General features: G+C 53.4%; 22 protein-coding genes, 1 tRNA gene and 1 pseudogene. 14 read left to right on the top strand and 10 right to left on the bottom strand.

The features are described from left to right. Positions 1–38: 38 nt before the first annotated feature. The 4 genes from ACTF5M_RS00480 to fsa all read right to left on the bottom strand — a co-directional run bounded on the left by ACTF5M_RS00480 (position 39) and on the right by fsa (position 3,270). Positions 39–734 (bottom strand): CDP-alcohol phosphatidyltransferase family protein, encoded by a 696-nt coding sequence (locus ACTF5M_RS00480; RefSeq protein WP_438959157.1) that lies wholly within the window; start codon positions 732–734, stop codon positions 39–41. Positions 735–786: 52 nt separating this feature from the next. Further along, a complete protein-coding gene (locus ACTF5M_RS00475) occupies positions 787–1,731 on the bottom strand; it encodes a tyrosine recombinase XerC (RefSeq protein WP_438959156.1) in 945 nt (314 codons plus the stop codon). Further along, on the bottom strand, positions 1,728–2,444 hold the full coding sequence (locus tag ACTF5M_RS00470) for a DUF484 family protein (RefSeq protein ID WP_438959155.1): 717 nt from the start codon (positions 2,442–2,444) through the stop codon (positions 1,728–1,730). The genes ACTF5M_RS00475 and ACTF5M_RS00470 overlap by 4 nt, the downstream gene beginning before the upstream one ends. A 172-nt stretch (positions 2,445–2,616) precedes the next feature. Further along, positions 2,617–3,270: a fructose-6-phosphate aldolase gene (fsa, locus tag ACTF5M_RS00465; RefSeq protein ID WP_438959154.1), complete on the bottom strand. Its 654-nt coding sequence runs from the start codon at positions 3,268–3,270 to the stop codon at positions 2,617–2,619. 73 nt (positions 3,271–3,343) lie between these two features. Here fsa and ACTF5M_RS00460 point away from each other — a divergent pair, with 73 nt between their 5' ends. The 4 genes from ACTF5M_RS00460 (at position 3,344) to ACTF5M_RS00445 (ending at position 7,355) form a co-directional block, all read left to right on the top strand. Beyond that, positions 3,344–5,539: a primosomal protein N' gene (locus ACTF5M_RS00460; RefSeq protein ID WP_438959153.1), complete on the top strand. Its 2,196-nt coding sequence runs from the start codon at positions 3,344–3,346 to the stop codon at positions 5,537–5,539. A gap of 78 nt (positions 5,540–5,617) precedes the next feature. Then, positions 5,618–6,529: a nucleoside hydrolase gene (locus ACTF5M_RS00455; protein WP_438959152.1), complete on the top strand. Its 912-nt coding sequence runs from the start codon at positions 5,618–5,620 to the stop codon at positions 6,527–6,529. 38 nt (positions 6,530–6,567) lie between these two features. After that, positions 6,568–7,140: a tetratricopeptide repeat protein gene (locus tag ACTF5M_RS00450; protein ID WP_438959151.1), complete on the top strand. Its 573-nt coding sequence runs from the start codon at positions 6,568–6,570 to the stop codon at positions 7,138–7,140. A 129-nt stretch (positions 7,141–7,269) separates the two neighbouring features. Beyond that, positions 7,270–7,355, top strand: a tRNA-Leu gene (locus tag ACTF5M_RS00445). A 722-nt stretch (positions 7,356–8,077) separates the two neighbouring features. Here ACTF5M_RS00445 and ACTF5M_RS00440 read toward each other — a convergent pair. After that, entirely contained in the window at positions 8,078–8,404 is a 327-nt protein-coding gene (locus ACTF5M_RS00440; RefSeq protein WP_438959150.1) for a hypothetical protein, read from the bottom strand. Positions 8,405–9,048: 644 nt separating this feature from the next. Further along, the gene (gene metG, locus ACTF5M_RS00435; RefSeq protein WP_438959149.1) at positions 9,049–10,773 is read right to left on the bottom strand and encodes a methionine--tRNA ligase; all 1,725 of its coding nucleotides are present in this window, start codon (positions 10,771–10,773) and stop codon (positions 9,049–9,051) included. Between the two features lie 189 nt (positions 10,774–10,962). Here metG and ACTF5M_RS00430 point away from each other — a divergent pair, with 189 nt between their 5' ends. Continuing rightward, positions 10,963–12,006: an aldo/keto reductase gene (locus tag ACTF5M_RS00430; RefSeq protein ID WP_438959148.1), complete on the top strand. Its 1,044-nt coding sequence runs from the start codon at positions 10,963–10,965 to the stop codon at positions 12,004–12,006. 6 nt (positions 12,007–12,012) lie between these two features. Here the strand turns inward: ACTF5M_RS00430 and ACTF5M_RS00425 are convergent, their stop codons facing one another. Both ACTF5M_RS00425 and ACTF5M_RS00420 read right to left on the bottom strand, forming a co-directional pair. Beyond that, positions 12,013–12,699, bottom strand: a complete 687-nt coding sequence (locus ACTF5M_RS00425) for an NUDIX hydrolase (protein ID WP_438959147.1) — start codon at positions 12,697–12,699, stop codon at positions 12,013–12,015. Between the two features lie 12 nt (positions 12,700–12,711). Next, positions 12,712–13,095 (bottom strand): DUF983 domain-containing protein, encoded by a 384-nt coding sequence (locus ACTF5M_RS00420; protein WP_438959146.1) that lies wholly within the window; start codon positions 13,093–13,095, stop codon positions 12,712–12,714. A 159-nt stretch (positions 13,096–13,254) separates the two neighbouring features. On the opposite strand from ACTF5M_RS00420, the gene ACTF5M_RS00415 reads away from it, so the two are divergent. From ACTF5M_RS00415 to ACTF5M_RS00400, 4 genes are read left to right on the top strand one after another with little or no spacing between them, the layout of a single operon-like run. Next, positions 13,255–13,722: an EF-hand domain-containing protein gene (locus ACTF5M_RS00415; protein ID WP_438959145.1), complete on the top strand. Its 468-nt coding sequence runs from the start codon at positions 13,255–13,257 to the stop codon at positions 13,720–13,722. Between the two features lie 57 nt (positions 13,723–13,779). Further along, positions 13,780–14,382, top strand: a complete 603-nt coding sequence (locus ACTF5M_RS00410; protein ID WP_438959144.1) for a sigma-70 family RNA polymerase sigma factor — start codon at positions 13,780–13,782, stop codon at positions 14,380–14,382. Then, on the top strand, positions 14,375–14,782 hold the full coding sequence (locus tag ACTF5M_RS00405; protein WP_438959143.1) for a hypothetical protein: 408 nt from the start codon (positions 14,375–14,377) through the stop codon (positions 14,780–14,782). Before ACTF5M_RS00410 ends, ACTF5M_RS00405 begins: the two co-directional genes overlap by 8 nt. Further along, positions 14,779–15,288 (top strand): periplasmic heavy metal sensor, encoded by a 510-nt coding sequence (locus ACTF5M_RS00400; protein WP_438959142.1) that lies wholly within the window; start codon positions 14,779–14,781, stop codon positions 15,286–15,288. The genes ACTF5M_RS00405 and ACTF5M_RS00400 overlap by 4 nt, the downstream gene beginning before the upstream one ends. Before the next feature lie 60 nt (positions 15,289–15,348). Here ACTF5M_RS00400 and ACTF5M_RS00395 read toward each other — a convergent pair whose 3' ends face one another. After that, positions 15,349–16,431, bottom strand: coding sequence for a diguanylate cyclase (locus tag ACTF5M_RS00395; RefSeq protein WP_438959141.1), 1,083 nt, complete (start codon positions 16,429–16,431; stop codon positions 15,349–15,351). A gap of 321 nt (positions 16,432–16,752) precedes the next feature. On the opposite strand from ACTF5M_RS00395, the gene ACTF5M_RS00390 reads away from it, so the two are divergent. The 5 genes and pseudogenes from ACTF5M_RS00390 to ACTF5M_RS00370 form a co-directional block, all read left to right on the top strand. Next, complete coding sequence (locus tag ACTF5M_RS00390; RefSeq protein WP_438959140.1) at positions 16,753–17,034, top strand: DUF3572 domain-containing protein; 282 nt, start codon at positions 16,753–16,755, stop codon at positions 17,032–17,034. Continuing rightward, positions 17,025–17,741 carry an HAD family hydrolase gene (locus tag ACTF5M_RS00385; RefSeq protein WP_438959139.1) on the top strand — a complete coding sequence of 239 codons (717 nt, stop codon included), beginning with the start codon at positions 17,025–17,027 and terminating at the stop codon, positions 17,739–17,741. The genes ACTF5M_RS00390 and ACTF5M_RS00385 overlap by 10 nt, the downstream gene beginning before the upstream one ends. A gap of 164 nt (positions 17,742–17,905) precedes the next feature. Then, positions 17,906–18,490 carry a heme NO-binding domain-containing protein gene (locus ACTF5M_RS00380; protein WP_438959138.1) on the top strand — a complete coding sequence of 195 codons (585 nt, stop codon included), beginning with the start codon at positions 17,906–17,908 and terminating at the stop codon, positions 18,488–18,490. A gap of 312 nt (positions 18,491–18,802) precedes the next feature. Further along, positions 18,803–19,111 carry a GGDEF domain-containing protein gene (locus ACTF5M_RS00375; RefSeq protein WP_438959137.1) on the top strand — a complete coding sequence of 103 codons (309 nt, stop codon included), beginning with the start codon at positions 18,803–18,805 and terminating at the stop codon, positions 19,109–19,111. A 12-nt stretch (positions 19,112–19,123) separates the two neighbouring features. Next, positions 19,124–19,522, top strand: a pseudogene (locus ACTF5M_RS00370) (GGDEF domain-containing protein); the annotation flags it as partial. Between the two features lie 39 nt (positions 19,523–19,561). Here ACTF5M_RS00370 and ACTF5M_RS00365 read toward each other — a convergent pair. Beyond that, positions 19,562–20,581: an extracellular solute-binding protein gene (locus tag ACTF5M_RS00365; protein WP_438959136.1), complete on the bottom strand. Its 1,020-nt coding sequence runs from the start codon at positions 20,579–20,581 to the stop codon at positions 19,562–19,564. Positions 20,582–20,599: the final 18 nt, after the last annotated feature.

The following is a 20,599-nucleotide window of genomic DNA, read 5'->3' as shown; positions in this document are numbered from 1 at the left end:
TTTTTTCGTGTCCAATGCCGCTGAAGTCAGTGGCGCATTTACATGGTGTCTTTTTCGGTAACCTGCTGCACCGCACCGGCAAAAAGCAGATATAGCGTCGTCAGGATCAAGCCCCAGTAAACGACGGGCTGCAAATCAAACTGTACCCAAGCGGCCCATCCTGCAAAGAACGTCCACGCCAGTGCCGTAGGTAGCGTGAGTGTACGCCAACGCTGTGTGCGTACAGGGTGGACGAATTTTACAGGGGCGAACATGGCGATTGCCAGCACAACGACTGCGGCCAAGATGACCCAGTGACCCGGTTGCAGCGCGAAGAAAACAAGCACAGCCATGTTCCAGCACCCTGGAAATCCCGAGAATGAATTGTCTTTAGTTTTCATGCGCGTATCACAGAAATAAAGCGCCGATGTGAACGTAATCACGATGATTGTGGCCCAGCCGGTCCACCCCTCGAGCAAACCTGATGTGAACAGCGCAAATGCCGGAATGAACACATACGTCAGGTAGTCAATGATCAAGTCCAGCAGCACCCCATCAAACAAGGGAGCGTTTGTTTTCACGTCATATTTACGGGCAAGCGGGCCGTCGATGCCATCTACAAAAAAGGCGACAACCAGCCATAAGAACATCATTGGCCAATCGCCCTTAACGGCCTCAAGCATAGCGAGCATTGCGAAAACAGCGCCAGTGGCGGTGAACAGGTGAACAGCGAGAGCTTTATTTTTAATCGACATTCGGTGGTGCTAATCGTTTTTTTCTAAATTGCAAAGCTTTCTTAACGCCTTCTCACCGTCGCGGGTGCGCGCGCTCGTAAACGTCCATCAAATGCGCAGTGTCGACTGCGGTGTAGGCTTGGGTTGTTGAAAGGGATGCATGCCCAAGCAGTTCTTGAATGGCGCGCAAATCTCCACCGGCACCAAGCAAGTGGGTCGCAAACGAATGTCGCATGGCGTGCGGAGTTGCGGTGGCCGGAAGGCCAAGTTGAAGCCTTGAGCGTTCCATTACTTTTTGAATGAGCCGTGGATTAAGCGCACCCCCGCGCGCGCCCCGAAACAGCGCCATGTCAGGTTCAGATGGGTGGGGACAGAGCGTTATGTAGGCGTCAACGGCCTCACGTGCAGCGCTTATCACAGGGACAATGCGTTCTTTGCCGCCCTTACCTTTGATGCGCAAAACATCTGCAAGCGGTGCGTCGCGTCCCTTGAGCCCAAGAGCCTCTGAAATACGCAGACCACAGCCGTAAAGCAGCGTAACAACCGCCACATCCCGCGCCCCGATCCAAGCCTCGGTTGCCTGAACCTCGAGATTATCCAGAACTTTGACAGCCGCGTCTTTGGTCAACGGGCGGGGTAATTTGTTTTGAAATTTGGGCGCGCGGGTTGATAGAAGGGCGGTAGGTTCAAACCCCTCGCGCTCGGCCAGCCAAGCATAAAAAGACTTCACCGCAGATAACGACCGCGCCAGCGAGCGCGCACCAACGCCGCGCCCGCGTTCAAACGCCATCCACGCGCGCATGTCTTGCACAGTGATTTCCTTTAGCGCGTTTAAGCCTTGTGGTGCGGGTGTGTGCTGGGTGATGAAAGTCAGAAAGCCAAGGATGTCCGTTTGGTATGCTTCGGTTGTGTTCTTGGCAGCACCTCGCAGCGCTGTCATTTGGCTTAGAAACGTCGCAAGGGCATCCGTCGCCGCCGGACTGATTTGAACGCCAAGGGTTGGTTTTTCTTGGGTCACGCGAGCCAGCGGCGTAGAGCACGCTCAAAAACACCACCAAAGAACGCAAGCAAATCAGTACCTTGCTGTGGTTTGAACATATGTGGATGTTCCGCGCCCATCACCAACATTCCTCCGAGGCGATCTTTTCCAAGGTCCAGCTTTATGCAAGCCTCAGAACGGATCCACTCGTGCTTATCGCCATATACGGCCGCACTTTTAGGGCTGACTTGGCGCAGGGAAACAGCACGGCTTTCACCACCTTTGCCGGCTGTCACATAGTCTTCGATAAAGCCCGCTTCATGGACGCTTAAGACATCTGCAAGTGTTTGCGCGGCTACTGTGCTGTCAGATTGGCTGCTTTCAAGAACAAGGCGGACACAATCTACGCGCAGAATTTCAGCGACCTCGCCGTCAAGGTTTTGCAAAAACGTCTCAAATTCTGTGGGGTCTAGCATCCGCAAAATTGCGCGCTGCACTTGGTTGGTGCCTGCAAGGTTTTCATAAGCTGCGGCAATAACACTGCGATGGGTGTCTTCAAGCCGGTCAAGACGTGCCTCAAGGCGCTCCATTGCAGCACCGCGCAGATCAACCACATTCGTGCCTTGCCCACGATCGTTTGCGGCGACCAAAGCCCTCATCACGTCATGATCCTCCAAAACCAGTTCGGGAGTTTCGATAATCGTTTTGCGTAGCGCCTCTTGGGCATCTGTCAGTTTATTTGTGTCAGTCATGGAACCTGCTCGTGCCGAATGCTGTCGTTGTTTTTTGCTCTTATAGCATGGTTGCGCAAAGCCGTGCAGGGGGTTTTGTGCGCATATGGCTTTGACGCAACAAAAAGGCCGCACCACCGTAATATGGTGCGGCCTAGTTATGTGTATTCGCAAGCCCTGAAAGGGCGAAATCTTAGACGATCTTGATGCCTGCCGCTTCGGCGTCTTTCATGAAGGTCGCCAGACCAGCAGCAGTCAGCGGGTGACCTGCCAGCTTTTCGATCACTTCGGGCGGAGCCGTCATGACGTCTGCACCGATCCGTGCGCAGTCTGCCACGTGGTTCACTGTACGGATTGACGCGGCGAGGATTTCAGTCTTGTAGCCGTAGTTGTCGTAAACAGTGCGAATATCTTCGATCAGCTCAAGACCGTCGATGTTGATGTCATCGAGACGACCAATGAACGGGCTGATAAAAGTCGCGCCCGCTTTGGCAGCCAACAATGCTTGGTTGACTGAGAAGCACAGAGTGACGTTAACCATTTTGCCTTCGTCTGACAGCACTTTACACGCCTTAAGTCCGTCCCAAGTCAGAGGCAGCTTTACAACGATGTTGTCAGCAATCTTGGCCAACTCGCGGCCTTCTGTGATCATGTCATCGGCGGTCAGCGCCACGACTTCTGCAGAAACTGGGCCACTGACGATGTCGCAAATCTCTTTGGTCACCTCAAGGATGTCGCGGCCTGACTTTTTGATCAGCGATGGGTTGGTTGTTACACCGTCTACCATCCCGGTTTCGTTCAGTTTCGCGATTGCATCGATATCTGCGGTATCTACAAAAAACTTCATTGTGGCATCCTCTGGCTTGGCCTTTGTCGCGTCAGCGTTTACCCCAGTAGAGGCACGTTTGAAAGGGCGCAGCGTGGGAGAGCAAAGGTATTTTCAACAAGGCGAGATCGTGGGCGTTTTGCCTGCCGGTGCGCTCGACCGCGTTTTGGATTACAAAGCGCCGGAGGGCGGCTGTGGACTTGGTGCGTTTGTTGAGGTGCCGCTTGGGCCGCGCAAGATTGTTGGCGTTGTGTGGAAAGAAGGTGCGGGTACTTGGGATCCTGCCAAAGTGCGTTCCATCAAGCGGGTGCTTGAGGCTACGCCCATGCAGCCCAATATGCGTTCTTTTCTGACCCGTGCAGCGGAATATACTCTGACGCCCATGTCTGCGATGCTGCGCCTTGCTACCCGTGCACCAGGTTTGGGTGACACGCCCGCGATGCGAAAAATCTACCGCCTTGGCGCAAATGTGCCAGAGCGTCTTACCCCGACCCGTGAACGCGTTTTGCAGGTGCTCAAGGACTATCCGTCTTTGTCTTTTTCGCTCAAAGAAGTGGCTGAAATGGCGGGGGTTACGCCATCTGTGGTTAAAGGCTTGGCAAAGATGGGCGCTGTGGTCGAAGCAGACGCTCCCCGTGACACGGCTTATCCCAAGCTTGATCCGAGCTATGCAGGCAAAACGCTTTCATCGGATCAAGACGCAGGTGCGCGTCAATTGCGCAGCGCAGTTGCGGCAGGCAGGTATGGGACCACGCTTTTGAAGGGCGTCACGGGTTCCGGCAAAACCGAGGTGTATCTTGAAGCGGTGGCGGAGTGTTTGGCGCAGGGCTGCCAAGCTTTGGTACTGCTGCCCGAGATCGCGCTGACGTCTGAATTTCTAACCCGCGTTGAGGCCCGTTTTGGCGCGCGCCCTGCCGAGTGGCACTCAGGCGTGACCATGGCCGAACGCCGTCGTGCGTGGAAAATGGTGGGCGAGGGTGCTGCGCAATTGGTCGTCGGCGCGCGATCTGCGTTGTTCTTACCGTTTCAAAACCTTGGGCTAATCGTCGTCGATGAGGAACATGACACCTCGTATAAACAAGAAGATGGGGTGCTGTATAATGCCCGCGACATGGCGGTTCTTCGCGCCTCAATTAGTGCGGCACATGTGGTTTTGGCAACTGCGACCCCAAGTTTGGAAAGCTGGGTCAACGCGGAGCAGGGCAAGTATGCCAAGCTAGAGCTTAAAAGCCGCTTCGGCCCCGCTGTGATGCCCCAGATGCGCGCCGTTGATATGCGTGAGCAAGACCTGCCGTCTGATCGCTGGATTAGCCCTGCTTTGGCGGATGCGGTGCGCAGCAGGATCGAAAAGTCAGAGCAGTCATTGCTGTTTATCAACCGTCGCGGCTATGCGCCGATCACGTTGTGCCGCGCTTGCGGGCACCAGATCGGGTGTGATGATTGTGACGCCCGCATGGTCGAGCACCGTTTTCTGAAACGCCTTGTTTGCCATCAATGCGGCGAGACGAAACCCATGCCGGCGGTGTGCCCGTCTTGTGAGGCTGAGGATAAACTGGCCCCCGTGGGCCCCGGTGTGGAACGTCTGACTGAAGAAGCTGAAGCGCTTTTTGAAGGCGCGCGTGTTGTCACGTTGTCATCTGATCATTTTGGATCTGCGCGGGCCATGAAAGAACAAATTGAAAGCATCGCAGCGGGTGATGCGGATGTGATTATCGGGACGCAACTGGTGGCCAAGGGGCACAATTTTCCCAAGCTGACGCTGGTGGGAGTGATTGATGCGGACCTTGGCTTGCAAGGAAGTGATCTGCGTGCGGCAGAACGCACGTTTCAGTTAATGCGCCAAGTTGCAGGGCGGGCAGGGCGCGCAGAAGTTGCGGGGACCGCTTTGCTGCAGACTTATCAGCCGGATCATCCGGTTATTCGCAGTATTTTGTCGGGGGACGAAGACGGTTTCTGGGCCGCTGAGGCCGCGGAGCGTGAAGCCGCAGGTGTGCCCCCTTACGGGCGCATGGCTGGGATCATACTGTCGTCTGAGAACGTGCAAGAGGTCTTTGATCTTGGTGCGGCCATGGCCCGCAATGATGGCCCGCTGCGCCAAGTCGGAGCAACTGTTTACGGGCCTGCACCTGCGCCAATCGCACGGATCCGGGGGCGGCACCGCGTGCGGATGCTGGTTAAGGCCGATAAAACTGTACCCTTACAGGCGGCGCTATCGCGGTGGACTGCGCAGTTCAAAATACCAAATTCAATTCGCTTGGCGATTGATATTGATCCGCAAAGTTTTTTCTAATCTCGCAAGTAGCTGTCTGCGCATCCTAGTGAGCGTAAGTTGTTGTCAATTTGATGTGCGGGTTCTAGGTCTTTGCATATGAAAATGATTATAGATACTGACCCCGGCGTGGATGATGCACTGGCGATTGCGCTGGCTTGCGTGATGGATGAAATCGAGCTGATTGGCCTGACGACGGTGTTTGGCAACACCTATGTCGAACAGTCTGCCCGTAATGCGCGCTATATGCTGGATATGCTGAAACATAAGGCACCTGTGGCCAAGGGGGCTGCGTTTGCATTGGGCCGCGACAGCCATGACCCGTCTGATTATGTGCACGGGCCCGAAGGATTTGGTGCGCTCACTGATATTCCTCAGATTGGTCTTGATGATCCGCGCAGTGCGGCACAGTTTTTGGTGGATGCAGCGGCTGAACATAAAGGTGAGCTGGTCATTTGTCCTATTGGCCCGCTGACCAATATTGCTCTCGCGCTTGAGCTTGATCCCAATTTTGCAGCCAACGTAAAAGACATCATATTGATGGGTGGCGCTTATCAGCATGCGGGCAACATTACGCCCCATGCGGAGGCGAATATCTATAATGATGCCGTTGCCGCAGATGCGGTGTTTGCAAGCGATCTGAACGTGACGATGGTGGGACTTGATGCCACGATGCAAACTCTTTTGACGTGGGATGACTTTGTTCAGATGGGCAAAGATGCCCCGCGCGTTGGTGGATTTATCCGTGATATTTCAGATTTCTACCTGCGGTTTTATCGCTCGATTGGTATTGAAGGCGGTTGTGCGATGCATGACAGCATGGCGGTTCTTGTTGCTGCCGTCCCTGAGCGGTTCACTTTTGAAGACAGTGGCTTACAGGTCATTCTTGACGGGGATGAGTTGGGCCGCACCTGTGCTGATCCAAGTCGCAAGAAAACCCGCATTGCCATGGGCGTTGATACCTCTTGGGCGGTACCTTACGTCAAAAGTGAAATTGCGCGCCTGTCGTAACGCTTGATTTATGCCGCTCCTGTGCCAGATTATGGCGCATGCGAGTACTTATTTCATCCAGCCTGGTCGCCGCCGTAGTTTTGTATGCGGCACCTGTCATGGCGCAAAATGCGCCACAAGATGCCTGCCCCGAGGTGCCCGACACTTTACGCGAACGCGGCGCACTTCACGCGGGGCTCTTGGAGGCGCCGAATGCAGCAGCCGCGCAAGTGCTCCAAGCACAGCTTTGGGAAGAATGGTTCAAAGCCCCTGATGCGCGGGCGAAAGACCTTTTGACTCATGGGCTGACCGAGCGTGAAAGCTTTGCGTGGGCAGAAGCCGAGGCGACGTTTACGCAACTGATTGAGTATTGTCCTGAGTACTCGGAAGGCTGGAACCAGCGTGCGTTTATCCGCTATTTGCGTGAAGATTATGCCAATGCACTTCCCGATTTGGACATGGCGCTGAGCATCACGCCAGACCATATTGGTGCGCTGTCGGGCAAGGGGCTGACGTTGCTCCGCATGGGGCGCGCGCGATTGGCGCAAGACACAATCCGCATCGCTGTCAGCCTCAATCCGTGGTTATCAGAACGTGCGCTGCTGGTCGAAGATCCCGCGACCGATCTATAGGCGCGAGGGTCTGACTGATAGCTGCCGGAGGCTTCGCCGTTAGGTTCGGGGCATTCTGCGCAGATTATGCCTTTACCTTTGTTTTGCGGTCAGTATGTAGGGATCACCTCTCGCCCTGACGCGACGCGTGCCTGCGTGGTGGAATGGTAGACACAGGGGACTTAAAATCCCTAGGCAGGAATGCCGTGCCGGTTCGAGTCCGGCCGCAGGTACCAGGTGTCAGGGCGAGGGGGCACCATCATATTGCAAAACACGACGGTGCGCACCAACGCGCATGACTTAGTTGTATGTTATCAATGCATTACTGGTTGTCTCACATTTAGCTTTGATTGCATGAATCTCGACTACAACACTGTAGTGTGTGCATCTGTAGTCGAATTGTGTGCATGAGTGGCAAGCAAGATGTTGAACCATCTGCTTAATAGCTGTCAGTGCTGTCAGCACTAGATTGTCCTGAGAATGATGCGAGACAGGGCTAAGCTGCAACTAAGCTGGCCAAGCAGTTCCAAGGGGCACAAGCTATATGTGAACTCACTGGAGCCAAAACCTACGACAGGGTCGTGGGATACTGTTCTATTGGTGGAAACGACTTTGGCTCATACATGATGCAGAACTCATCATGTAAGGTTTGGCCTAAGTACGATGTATGGGATAGGTACTAATGGATAATCTTCTAAACCCAGCTAATGCATACAAACAACGTTGCCCTAGATGTCAGTCACCACTGAACACTGTAGTCGTACATGGGCATGAGCAGTGTGCTGTTTGTAAGTCCAACATCTTTGAGTGCTGCTCAGGTGATACTTGCCTGACAGATTACAACCTGAGTGTTGGGTATAAGAGAGGGTGAACCTCTCGAGCAGTTAGAGCGGGTGCTCACGATTAACCCTGAGCTGCGAGGCTGAGGACCATACGTACCCAGCCTCACATTCTATTCTTACTTAGCTGCTTTCACCAGTTCAGAAGTTTGGTCGCCTTCTAAATACTCACTAAGTTTTCTGGATGATTTGTTACCGTTAAGTTCAAAGGTCACCATGGTGTCAGACTTAGACATAGCAAAGCAACGTTCTCCTTTATCAGAAGTGATGCAAATCTCATCAGGCTCCTTGGCATACCAAGTTCCATGGGTCACCTCACCAGTCTCAAGATCGGTAGACTTGTAACGGCCGTCAGCATAGTAGTAATTCGCATTGGCCTTGTTACCAGACAGAGAAGTGGTGTCTGAGTATAGTTCTGAGATTTGGTTGGTTGTCATGGTTTCCATCGTGCAAGCACTGATTAAAGGCAGTGTTGCTAGTGCAATTAGGTACTTTAGTTTCATCTCTCAAATCCGTTTTCTATCAATGATCTTTAACCCAGCGGTATCGGCTTTAGTTTCAACTTGATATCTATGTTGCCACAATCAATGCACAAAAAACTTCAAGCCCATCGATCGTCCTGAAAGGACTTAACAACAAGCTTATGCGTTGGAAGGTGAAGATTATGTGAATGCAGGGTGATCCAACTCAGGTATTGGCCCGCAGTAGGTACGTCTATTGCCCTGTAGACACTTCCACACTGGGCTGGGCCTTCGGGTCTGGCTCTTTTCTTTTGGTTCTACCACCAGTCTCACATGCCACTGAGAACCTCCCAGCCCTGCTGACAGCCAGAACTAAAGCCTCCCCCTAACCTACCCAGCCAAATGGATGTCATCGTCCCGTCAGCAGGTCCTCAATAGTGACAAAAGCAATAGAAGAAGAACTACTAAGATCACTAAGGATTCTAATTAAAGGCAATACCCTTAGCCACGACTACTGACCAACAATTGCGACGCATATCTACAAAGTTCCCACCCTCAACAACAGAAGTAAGCCTTAGCCATCATATTGCAAAGCACGACGGTGCGCGACAACGCGCATGACTTAGGTTTTAGTCACGTGTGCCCGCAAACCGCTCTGACCATTCTGCGACTTGATCATCGCTAATTTTTGCGAACAACACATCCGGTACATTAAATTCATGGCCTTGAGGCAGCGCGGTTAGGGCCGTGCGTATATCTGTGGGCCACGCCATATCAAGGGTATTCATATCTGCGCACACCCGCGCTGCAGCCGTTGGGATGAACGGTGCTGACAGAACTGCGTAAATTCGGATCAGGTTCAGGGCTAGTCGAATTTGTGCCGCAGCTTGGTCGGGGTCCGTTTTGAACGTGGACCATGGTGCCACGTCCTGCAGATACTCATTGCCTGCAGCCCACATGGCCCGCAATTCGGCTGCGGATTTGCGGACTTCCATGGCTTCCATATGCGCTTCATAAGCGTGCAAACGGCTTTCCAACTCCTCGATCAGCGCTTCTTCACGGTCGCCCCAAGTACCACCTGCAGGGATGGCTGGTTCGAATTTTGAGTTACAGAATTTGGTGACGCGGCTGATGAAGTTGCCCAACACATCTGCGAGGTCTTTGTTCACGCCGCCTTGGAACCCGTCCCACGTAAATTCGGCATCGCTGCTTTCAGGGCAGTTGCTCAGGAGCCACCAGCGCCAGTAATCGGCGGGCAAAATTTCAAGCGCTTGGTCCATGAACACACCGCGTCCCCGCGATGTTGAGAACTGTCCGCCGTCGTAGTTAAGGTAGTTGAAAGACTTGATGTAATCCACCAGCTTCCATGGCTCATTCGAGCCCATGATTGTGGCTGGAAAGCTCAGGGTGTGGAAAGGTACGTTATCTTTGCCCATGAACTGCGTGTAGCGCACATCATCGGCGCCTTTGTCAGTGCGCCACCAACGTTCCCAATCGCTGCCTTTGCCGGCTTCAACCCACTCGCCTGCGCAGGCGATGTATTCGATGGGCGCGTCAAACCAGACGTAGAAAACCTTGCCCTCCATACCGGGCCACAGGCCGTCGGCGCGCATCACTGGCACGCCCCAATCCAGATCACGGGTGATACCGCGGTCTTGCAAGCCGTCCCCGTCGTGCAGCCATTTTTTGGCGATCGATGTGGTGAGAACGGGCCAGTCGGCTTTCTGGTTGATCCAGTTATCCAACGTGTCGCGCATTTTGGATTGCTTCAAAAACAAGTGCCGCGTCTCGCGGACTTCAAGATCAGTGCTGCCTGAAATCGCTGAGCGGGCGTCGATCAAGTCTGTTGGGTCAAGCTGCTTGGTGCAATTATCACATTGATCACCGCGTGCGCTGTCAAACCCGCAGTTGGGGCAGGTACCTTCTACATAGCGGTCAGGCAGGAACCGGCCATCCGCTTCTGAATAAACCTGCTCTGTCACGATTTCTTCGATCAAGCCTTCCTCAGACAAGCGTTGCGCAAAGTGCTGCGTCAACGCGTGGTTTTGCGGGCTGGACGAGCGCCCGAAATGATCAAATGACAGCCCAAAACCTTCGGCAATCTTGGCCTGCACTTCCCACATATCGGCGCAATATTCAGCAACGGGCTTGCCAGCTTTTGCAGCTGCCAGTTCCGCGGGCGTGCCGTGTTCATCTGTGGCGCATAAAAACAGCACCTCTGCGCCACGTGCCCGTTGGTAGCGCGCAAACAGATCTGCCGGCAGTTGGCTTCCCACAAGGTTGCCTAAGTGCTTGATCCCATTGATGTATGGGATTGCTGAAGTAATCAGGTGACGTTTTGCTTGGCTGCTCATGTGGGGCGACATCCTACTGGAATACGAGAAATTTGGGCGTTGGTCACTCCGTGTAACCGCCTTGGTTGGCTTGCGCAATTACTGAGGGGGCCTGCGGTGACCCTTTCCCTTTTGGCATTCGCGCATTAGCAATACTGAAACGTTTGTCTGGCAGTTGGGTCGGGCGCCTGAATTTAAGGAGAAGCCGCAATGAAATACGTCACTCTTGGGCGCACCGATCTGTCTGTATCCGCCCTTTGTCTGGGGTCTATGACGTGGGGGTCGCAAAACACGATTGAAGACGCACACGAACAGATCAACACGTCCCTTGCGGCAGGTATCAACTTTGTCGACACAGCCGAGATGTATCCGGTCAATCCTGTGAAAGCTGAAACCGTAGGGCGGACAGAGCGTATTATTGGCCAATGGTTTGAGCGGGTAGGTCAGCGCGCAAACATTATCTTGGCGACCAAACACTCTGGTGAAGGTCTTAAACACGTACGCGACGGCGCGCCGATTACGCCCGAGAGTATTCCGCAAGCCATCGAAGGTAGCCTGCGCCGTTTGAATACTGATTATATCGATCTTTATCAGTTTCACTGGCCGAACCGCGGCAGTTATATGTTCCGCCAAAACTGGAGCTACGATCCATCGGGGCAGAAACCTGATGAGGTGCGCCAAAATATGGCAGATTGCATGGGCGCGCTGCAAGACGAGATTAAACGCGGCACCATTCGCCATTTTGGTCTTTCTAACGAATCTGCTTGGGGGATGTCCGAGTGGCTTAAAGCGGCGGAAGCAACAGGTGGTCCGCGGCCTGTATCGCTGCAAAACGAATACTCTTTGATGTGCCGCCTTTATGATACTGATCTGGGCGAGCTGTCGTGCAATGAAGACATCACTTGCTTGCCGTTTTCTCCGCTGGCGGCGGGTCTTTTGACCGGCAAATATCAAGGGGGTGCGATCCCTGAGGGCAGCCGAATGGACCTGAATGGTGATTTGGGTGGACGTAAATCCGCGAATGGTTTTGCCGCTGTTGATACCTATCTGAAAATTGCAAAGAAGTTCGGCCTTGATGCGACGCAAATGGCGCTGGCATGGTCAATGCAGCGTCCTTTCAAGACGTCTTCGATTTTTGGTGCAACAACGATGGCGCAGTTGGACAATTCTTTGAAAGCCGCGGATCTTGTTCTGTCGGATGAGGTGATGACGGCACTTGATGTGGCGGGTCGTGCGCATCCACAGCCATACTGACCTGTGTTAGGTGACTGGGTCGATTAATGGGCGGACGATGTTGCGGTCGTCCGTGTTGTCCATAAACATCGGGTAGGCGGGCCATACCTTGCGTGTCACAAATCTTTGCACCTCTGCCAAGACCACATCAGTGACAAATGGTAAATCGAGCTGCCTTGCCTCGGCCAATGGGACCCACCGCAGATGCGATAACTCGTCTTGCGCGCGATCAAAACAATCGGGGTCCGTCCGCAAGGCATCTGCATTCGCCACAAAAAACCGCGCATCGAAACGCCTTGGACGACCTTGCGGTGTTATCGCCCGAAAGATGAAGCGCAAATCGGTGCCGTTTGGTACGTGACCTGTCTGCGCATAGCTTGCCCATCCCTCGGGGACCTGATCGAATGGCCAGTCTCCAACCATGCCTAAAATCTGACCAGTTTCTTCCCAAAGCTCACGGATTGCTGCTGTGGCTAACGCGTGGGTGGGCACGCCACTTGCATCTCGCGCGCCGGCTATCTGTCCTTGCTGTGCTAATCCTACATCATAGTCGTCCCCATCAACCGCACCGCCGGGGAAGACAAATTTAGAGGGCATGAAAGCTGCCGCCGCACCCCGTTGGCCCATTAAGACTGCTGGACCGTCATCTGATTGCCGCAGCACAATAATGCTTGCTGCGTCTTTGATTGGTTTTTTGCAGGGGCTGCCGCTCATGACATATGCACGTTAGTCTTGTGAGAAACCATGCATGCGCTTGGCCCACTGTAGGCCAACGATTGCCCCTTTAAGCCGCGGCAAAAGATAAAGTGACAAAGCAACACATCCAACGGAAAGGCTTGTTGCTAAAATTAGGGGGTCAGGCTGCCAATGCGTGAATGCGATGTGCAAAAACGGCGCCATCACGTGGCCAACAATCAAAATGGTTAAATAGGCGGGTCCGTCATCGGCGCGGTGCCCGCTTAGGTCTTGCTGGCAATTCATGCACGAGCTGTCGACGGTCAGATATCCCTTGAACATATGCCCGACGCCGCATTTCGGACAGCGGCGTTTCCAGCCCCTGATCATGGCTGGCTTCGCGGGGCGTTCGGCGACGTCGTAGGTATCTTTCATTGGGTCGGCCAATCATTCAACTGCTCAGGTTTTCTTTATTGCACGGCTGTCCGCTGTAGCGAAACAGCGCATTTCCAATCGCGTCCCCATGTCGCGGAAATTGGGCTTCGGAAAATAATTTCCGTATTTTGCGACAGAAACTTTGGGATCCACCGTTTGATGAATATAACCGCCCCGAAATATCGATGGGGCACATCAGAGAAGAAAGAAGTAACAATGTCTCCCATTACCAAAATGAGCCTCGCCCTTGCTGCGGCACTGAGCTTGACAATTGGCATAGCCGAAGCACGCAAAGGCCCACCAGAGCCGGTAGCGTTTGAAGTAATTGATTTGGATAGTAACGGTCAAATTACGGCGCAAGAAATGAACGCGCACCGCAGCACACGCGCCGTCGATCGCATCGCCAAGATGTTTGAGCGGGCAGACGCTAATGAGGATGGTCTGTTGAGCATCGAGGAAATGCAGGCTGTGGCGCCGCACGCAAAGAAAGGGAAAATGCGTGGGTTTGGGCGCATGGACGCAGATGCGGATGGCGCGATAACCAAACAAGAATATGAAACAGCTTTGGAAGCGCGTGCAGAGCGTTCAAAGCAGGGTGGCAAGCAAAAGGAACACCGCGGCGAGTAACAAATGGTGCAGACGCGGTCTTGTTACAGGTCCGCGTCTGCGTCACGGTTATATTAGATGACAGCGCTTCCCAAACACACGCCTGAGATCGTGCATGAACATGATCCAAACGCCGCACTTCTCGCGGCTTATGTTGCGGGAGACGTCCATGCAGCGGCGGCTTTGACGCGGGCGGTAACGCCCATGATTTATGCGTTGGCTATGCGGATGCTGGGCGAGCAAGCTGCAGCGGAGGATGTGACGCAAGATGCGATGTTGCGGCTGTGGCGCCATGCGCCCAAGTGGGAATATGGTCGGGCTAAAATCTCAACGTGGCTCTACCGTGTGGCGTCTAATTTATGCACGGATCGGTTGCGCGCGCGGCGGGACTTTGTACAGCCCGACGCGGTTGCTGAAGTCATGAGTGATGATCCATCCGCGGCCGATGCGCTACAGGCGCAGGCGCGGGCGTCAGCACTTCGAGACGGCATCGCACAACTGCCTGAACGCCAAGCCAAGGCTGTGGCCCTAAGACACCTGAGCAATTTAACCAATCCAGAGATTGCCGAAATCATGGAGTGCAAAGTTGAAGCTGTAGAAAGTTTGCTTGCCCGTGGAAAAAGACAATTGGCGGCCGTGTTGGCGCCTCAGAAAGATGCATTAGGATTTAATGATGACTGATAAATCGAGATCTAAGCCACTAGACGTCGCGCAGCTGGACACCATGTTTGAGGCTGCATCAGACGTGGAAATCGCACCGACAGGGGCTTTTTTGGCGCGACTGACTGAGAATGCCGTAGGGGTGCATAACGGCGCTTTGGTTGCGTCTTCTGAACAAAGTACCAAAGCCGCATCGCTCAAAAGCAAACTGCAAAACTTATGGCAGGAGATGGGTGGCTGGCGTGCGCTGGGTGGCTTGACGGCAGTCTTGGCGATTGGCGTCATGATCGGGTTCAACCCACCGGATGTTGCCATGGCGTCTCTGGAAGATCTTGGTTTAGTGGCCAGTGACGAGGTGTTGCTGGTCGGCCTTGAAGGCGATTGGTTTGGATTTGACGCGATTGAAGGGGCAGAAGGATGACTGAGCAAATGACAAAACGAGTGAGCAATAAATGGCGCGTTGCTTTTTTCGTATCTCTGGCTGGAAACATCGCAATTCTAGGGATCGTTTTGGGTACTCTTCTTGGTGGTGAGCGTGGCCCTCATGGCGGGCCAGGTGGGGCAACGTCTGCTGCGCGTATGGGGCCTGTGGGTCAGGTTGTGCGGGCATTGCCACGCGAGGATCGACGCGCACTTGGGCAGGCCATGCGGCAATTGCGCGACGATAACCGCGCCAGTTTTGGCACGCCGGCTGCGCAAATAGACGCATGGATAAGCGCTTTATCTGCACAACCATTTGACGCTGCGCGGCTAAGTGATTTGCTTGCAGTATGGCGGGAGAGCCAAAATGCACGCGGCCTACTTGGTGGTGACTTGTTAATCGAGAAAATTACGGCGATGAGTGATGCAGAACGCGATGAATTGGTCGAAAATCTGCGTCGGGCCCGTGAGCGCGGTTTTGGGTCCAAAAGTGGTTTAGGCCGCTGATCGTTGGACCGTGACTTGGTCGCGACCGCCTTGCTTTGATAAATACATGCCGCGATCCGCTTAGGCGATCAACATGTGAACATCCGGCTCAGTCGTGCTGAGGCCGCCCAAAACCATGCCAATGCTGACGCTGATTTTGAGAGGGGTGTGATCTGCGGCGCATTCGATGCGGGTGTCATAAATAATCTGCCTTAGCCGGTTGGCTGCCGCGCGCCCCTCATCAAGGTCTGTGGCGGGCATTGCGACCAAAAACTCTTCACCACCAATGCGAGCGACCAGATCAATGGCGCGCAAATTGTCCCTTAGCCGATTTGCCACTTCGATAAGGACGGCATCGCCCACAGAATGCCCAAATGTATCGTTCACCAGCTTGAAGTGATCGAGATCCAAGAGCATGAGGGTAAATGGTTTGCTTGTTACCAGTGCCGTTTCCTGCATTCGTTCCAGGTGGGGAATGGCGTAGCGGCGATTGTAAAGGCCGGTCAGCGGATCACTCACAGCGGCACGCAGCCCATCGGCGACGAGATTGCGCAGGTAGGCACCCGCTTGTGCGCGGCGACCTTGTCGCCCAAGGCGCAGGGCCAATTCTTCTTGAGTGCAGTTTTGGCTGACCACATCATCCGCACCCAGATCTAGCGCGAAACTTACGATGGCATCTTGGTGCATCGGCAACACCAGCACGATCGCCGCGTGACGGGTGCTGCTGCGGCTGCGTAGGTCCGTAATGACCGAAAGATCGCAACCCGCGCCCAACTGCGGCGGTGTCACCAAAAAGATGTCAGAGGCCGCAACGCTTTCATGCTCAGGGTCGAATTCATTCCACATAAATGTCTGTGTATTGAATTGGTTTCTGCCTTTAAGCTGTTGTTTGGTATGGTATAAAATCTGCGGGTTCGGTGACAACATAGTTAGGTTGATGCGGCGTTCAAAAGTACTGATGGGGTCTGCAAACCCTAAAACGCGGTCGGTATCTTCGCGAAGGCGTGCTTCCTCGCGTGTGGTTTTTGCCCGCATGACACGGCGGATGCCTGCCAAAAGATGCTGATCGGCAACAGGACGGAAAAGGACATCCTCAGCGCCCGTACGCAGAACATCTGTGACGATGGAGCCATCGCCCTCGGCTGCCAGAATAAGTACGGGCACGCTGGCGAGCGCGTGATCTGAACTGACATGCTGGCAGCTTTTGAGCGGTCATATCACCGCAGTCAGGAGCACAGATCACCAGATCGGCACCTTGTTTGCGCAGAATACGCAGAGCGTCGTGTCCATTCTCCGCAAGCATCACATCATAGTTTTCCCGCGCGAGCCGCACTTTCAGAACGATACGGTTTGTGGCAACTTGATCAATGATGAGAATGCGTTCAGTCATAGCGGGGCGATCACTAAGGTTAATAGGGTTAACTCTTTGAACGCTAAAAACGTTAACAAACCATTATTTGTCGTAAACTTTTAAAGGATTGCTTCATGATTTCGCACGACGCCGCCGAAACGTTAGGGCTTAAGGCTTTGGCATTCCTGATTGGTGATGAGGATTTGCTGCCAGTCTTTATGGGGGCGAGCGGTACTAGTGCGGATGATTTGCGAACCCGCGCATCGGAGCCCGAGTTCTTGGGATCAGTTTTGGATTTCTTATTGATGGATGATGCGTGGGTCATCCGTTTTGGCGATGCAGCGGATGTCAGGTATGATCAAGTGATGCAGGCGCGTGCAGCCTTGCCCGGCGGGGGGCAAGTGCATTGGACCTAAGCCATATTCGCGGAATTGTGTTTGATAAAGACGGAACGTTATTTGGTTTCAATGCAACGTGGACGGTCTGGGCCAAGACGTTTTTGACCGATCTTGCCAAAGGTGATTTACAAGTTGCCACGGATTTGGGGCAGGCCATTGGCTACGATTTTGAAGCTGAAGCATTTCTGCCGACCAGTGTTGCGATTGCAGGAACGCCAGAAGACATCGCCGACGCCCTGTTGCCGTATGTGCGGGATCGATCAAAAAAAGACCTGATCTGGGTTATGAACGTGGCGGCAAGCGAAGCACCTCAGGCAGAGGTAACGCCTTTGGCTCCGTTTCTTTCTAAATTGCGCGATCGGGGCCTTGTGTTGGGCGTAGCTACGAATGATGCTGAGATGCCGGCGCGCACGCATTTGCGTTCGGCTAATATTGAAGGGCTATTTGCATTTATTGCGGGATCAGATAGCGGGTTTGGTGGAAAGCCGTCAGCGGGTCAACTAGAGGCGTTCTGTCAACAAGTGGGCCTGACGCCAGACGAAATTTTGATGGTTGGCGATAGTTCTCATGATATTGCAGCGGGCCGCGAGCTGGGCTGTTTGACATGTGGTGTTTTGACCGGGTTGGCGGCACGCAAAGATCTGGAGCAGATTGCTGATTTTGTATTGCCCGATATTTCGCATCTGTTTGTGGCATTGGAAAACGGCATAGAGGCTGATCCGTAAATTAATTCATCACTCCCTGTGAACTGTGTCTAGGGTGACTTGGGTCCCTTAAAGCCAGATGAATGGAAACTGGGTTTTAACTTTATAAATAACGACAATTTGAAGTGTTGAGGGCGTATTAACTTAGTCCATGATATAGCTGTCACCAACAGTCTGGAGGCGGTATGCACGGGTTAATAAATCGGTCAATTCAGTGTTTTATACGTGACGCGTACGGCGTGTCTGCCTGGCAAGATGTTGTGCGTCATGCTGATCTGCCCGTGAGTGAATTTGAGGCAATGTTGCATTATGACGACGTGTTGACCGAGAAAATATTGATGGGCTGCGCTAAGGCGCTTTCCCGTGATGTTGAGGATGTTCTCGAAGACCTTGGAACTCATCTGGTCAGTCATCCGACGACTGAACCGCTGCGGCGCTTGCTTCGGTTTGGTGGGTTCGATTTTGTTGATTTTCTGCATTCGCTTGATGAACTGCCTGATCGCGCGCGGCTTGCTGTTGCTGATCTGGAAATGCCGATGCTGAGTGTTCGTGATTGCGGAGGTGGCGCGTATACCTTGCAAATACGAGGCGCGATCCCGGGATTTGGCGCAGTTTTTGTCGGTATTTTACGCGCGATGGCGGATGATTATGGTGCGTTGGCGGTGATTGAGAGGCGTGCATTGGGTGATCGGTTTGACGCACTTGATGTGCGTTTGCTTGACGCGGGCTTTGCCGATGGGCGCAGCTTTGATTTGGCGCGAGGGGCCTGACATGAATGTCGCGGTGTCCCCTTCGTTTGGTGTTGTTTCAATTAACTTGTTACGGACGCTTTTGCCTCTGCACATCGTGGTGTCGGATGGCGGGGTAATTACCCAAGAAGGGGCTACTTTAAGCAAAATTTCAGGTGATGGCTCGTTAGTTGGCGAATTGTTCGACGATGTATTTGAGGTGATCAAACCTGCTGGTTTGCGGGGCGTCGTGCGCTGTTTGAGGCGGTTGGATCTGCGGTTTATCTGCGCTTCAAAAAGCCGCCCTACACGCGCCTTAAAGGCGTGGTTGCGGTCGACCACCGCGAAGGACTCATGGTTTTGACGCTGTCATTTGGGATCGGTGTTGTGGACGCTGTTCAGCGCTTTGGTCTGACTAGTCGTGATTTTGCGCCGAATGATCCAACGATTGAGATGCTTTATGTCGTGGAGGCAAAGTCTGCCGCGATGAACGAGTCGCGAAAGCTAAACGATCGGTTGCAGCACGCTAAACTTTCAGCGGAACACGACGCACAGACGGACCCGCTGACCGGGCTATATAACCGCCGTGCGCTTATTCAGGTTTTGGAAAGTGTCATTTCTGCTGCGCGGAAGTTCACTTTGATCCATATGGATCTAGACTAATTTAAAGCTGTAAATGACCAGTTCGGTCACGCGGCTGGTGACGCGGTGCTGTCAGCGGCAGCTGGTGTTATGCAGTCGCATTTTCGCGGCTCAGACTGCATTGCGCGCACTGGGGGTGATGAATTTGTCGCGGTCATGATGGATACGACAGACGGCAATGCAGTTAAAAAACTCTGTGAAAAATTAATCACAGCAATCGAGGTCCCAATTGAAGTTGATAACAATTCGGCCGTAATATCGGGGAGTATCGGGTTTACGTGTTCTGCCCAGTATAATGTGCCCCAGATTGAATGCATGATGAACGATGCGGATCATGCTCTTTATGCCTCAAAGCGTGCTGGTCGGGGCAGGGTAACTCAGTTCAAGCATCTGAGTGACGAGGCTACAAAAAAGGACGGCGGCCCACCTTAGGACCGCCGCATATTGGTATATATTAGTGTCTGAGTAACGCTATTCCCAACCAACTTTCGCAAATATTTTTTGTGCAGCAGGGATTTGTTTTGCAACTTTGCTAAGATCGACAGCGTCCGCTTTGAAGTCACCAAGCTTTGCTACTGATGGTGCAAGGTCGGTGCCCTTAACGGCTGGGTATTCATCGTTACCTGCGGAGAAATAGACCTGTGCTTGATTGCTGGCCAGATATTCCATGAACTTGACTGCGTTGTCTTTGTTCGGCGCGTGTTTGGCGACTCCTGCACCAGATAAGTTCATATGTGCCCCGCGACCGTCTTGATTTGGAAATACCCAGCCAATGTTGTCGATGCTGTCAGAGACACCTTTCACATCACTGCGGATTGCGCGCGCGAAGTAATAAGTGTTGGACACAGCAATCCCACATTCACCGGAAACGACCCCGCGAATTTGGTCAGTGTCACCGCCCTGTGGATCCCGCGCCATGTTGGCGACCACCCCTGTCGCCCATGAGGTTGCGGCTTCTGGGCCGTCGTTTTTGATGATCGAAGCGAGAAGCGTTTGATTATACGTGTTGGTCGAGGAGCGGATGCAAACGAGCCCTTTGTACTTTGGGTCTGCCAAATCGGCGTAAGTTTGAGGTGGGTTTTCTACAGTTGCTTTGTCGTAGAAAAAGATGCGTCCGCGCTGTGAGAAGCCGAACCATTCGTTGTCACTGTCTTGAAGGTTGGCAGGGATTCTTGCTTCAAGCACGTCGCTATCGATGCTTTGCAAAATATCTGCGTTTTTGGCGCGCTCAAGCCGGGATGTATCAACGGTCAGTAGAATATCGGCCGGTGAGTTGATGCCTTCGGCTTCCATGCGGGCAATCAGCTCGTCTGCTTTTCCCTCGATGCGGTTGATTGTGATACCGGTTTGGTCCTCAAAATCCGTATAAAGACGTTCGTCTGTATCATAGTGGCGCGAGGAGTAGAGGTTCAGTTCTCCATCTGCGAAAGCTGGAGCCGCCGTAAGGGCGGTAGCTGAAATAAGTACGGCGCGAAGCGCGAAAGCGGCCATTGGTCAGGATCCTTTTAT

Source organism: Nereida sp., assembly GCF_965655635.1.
Lineage (GTDB): Bacteria > Pseudomonadota > Alphaproteobacteria > Rhodobacterales > Rhodobacteraceae > Nereida.
The sequence above is the reverse complement of the archived record's forward strand: the minus strand, read 5'-3'. Positions and strand labels throughout refer to the sequence as shown.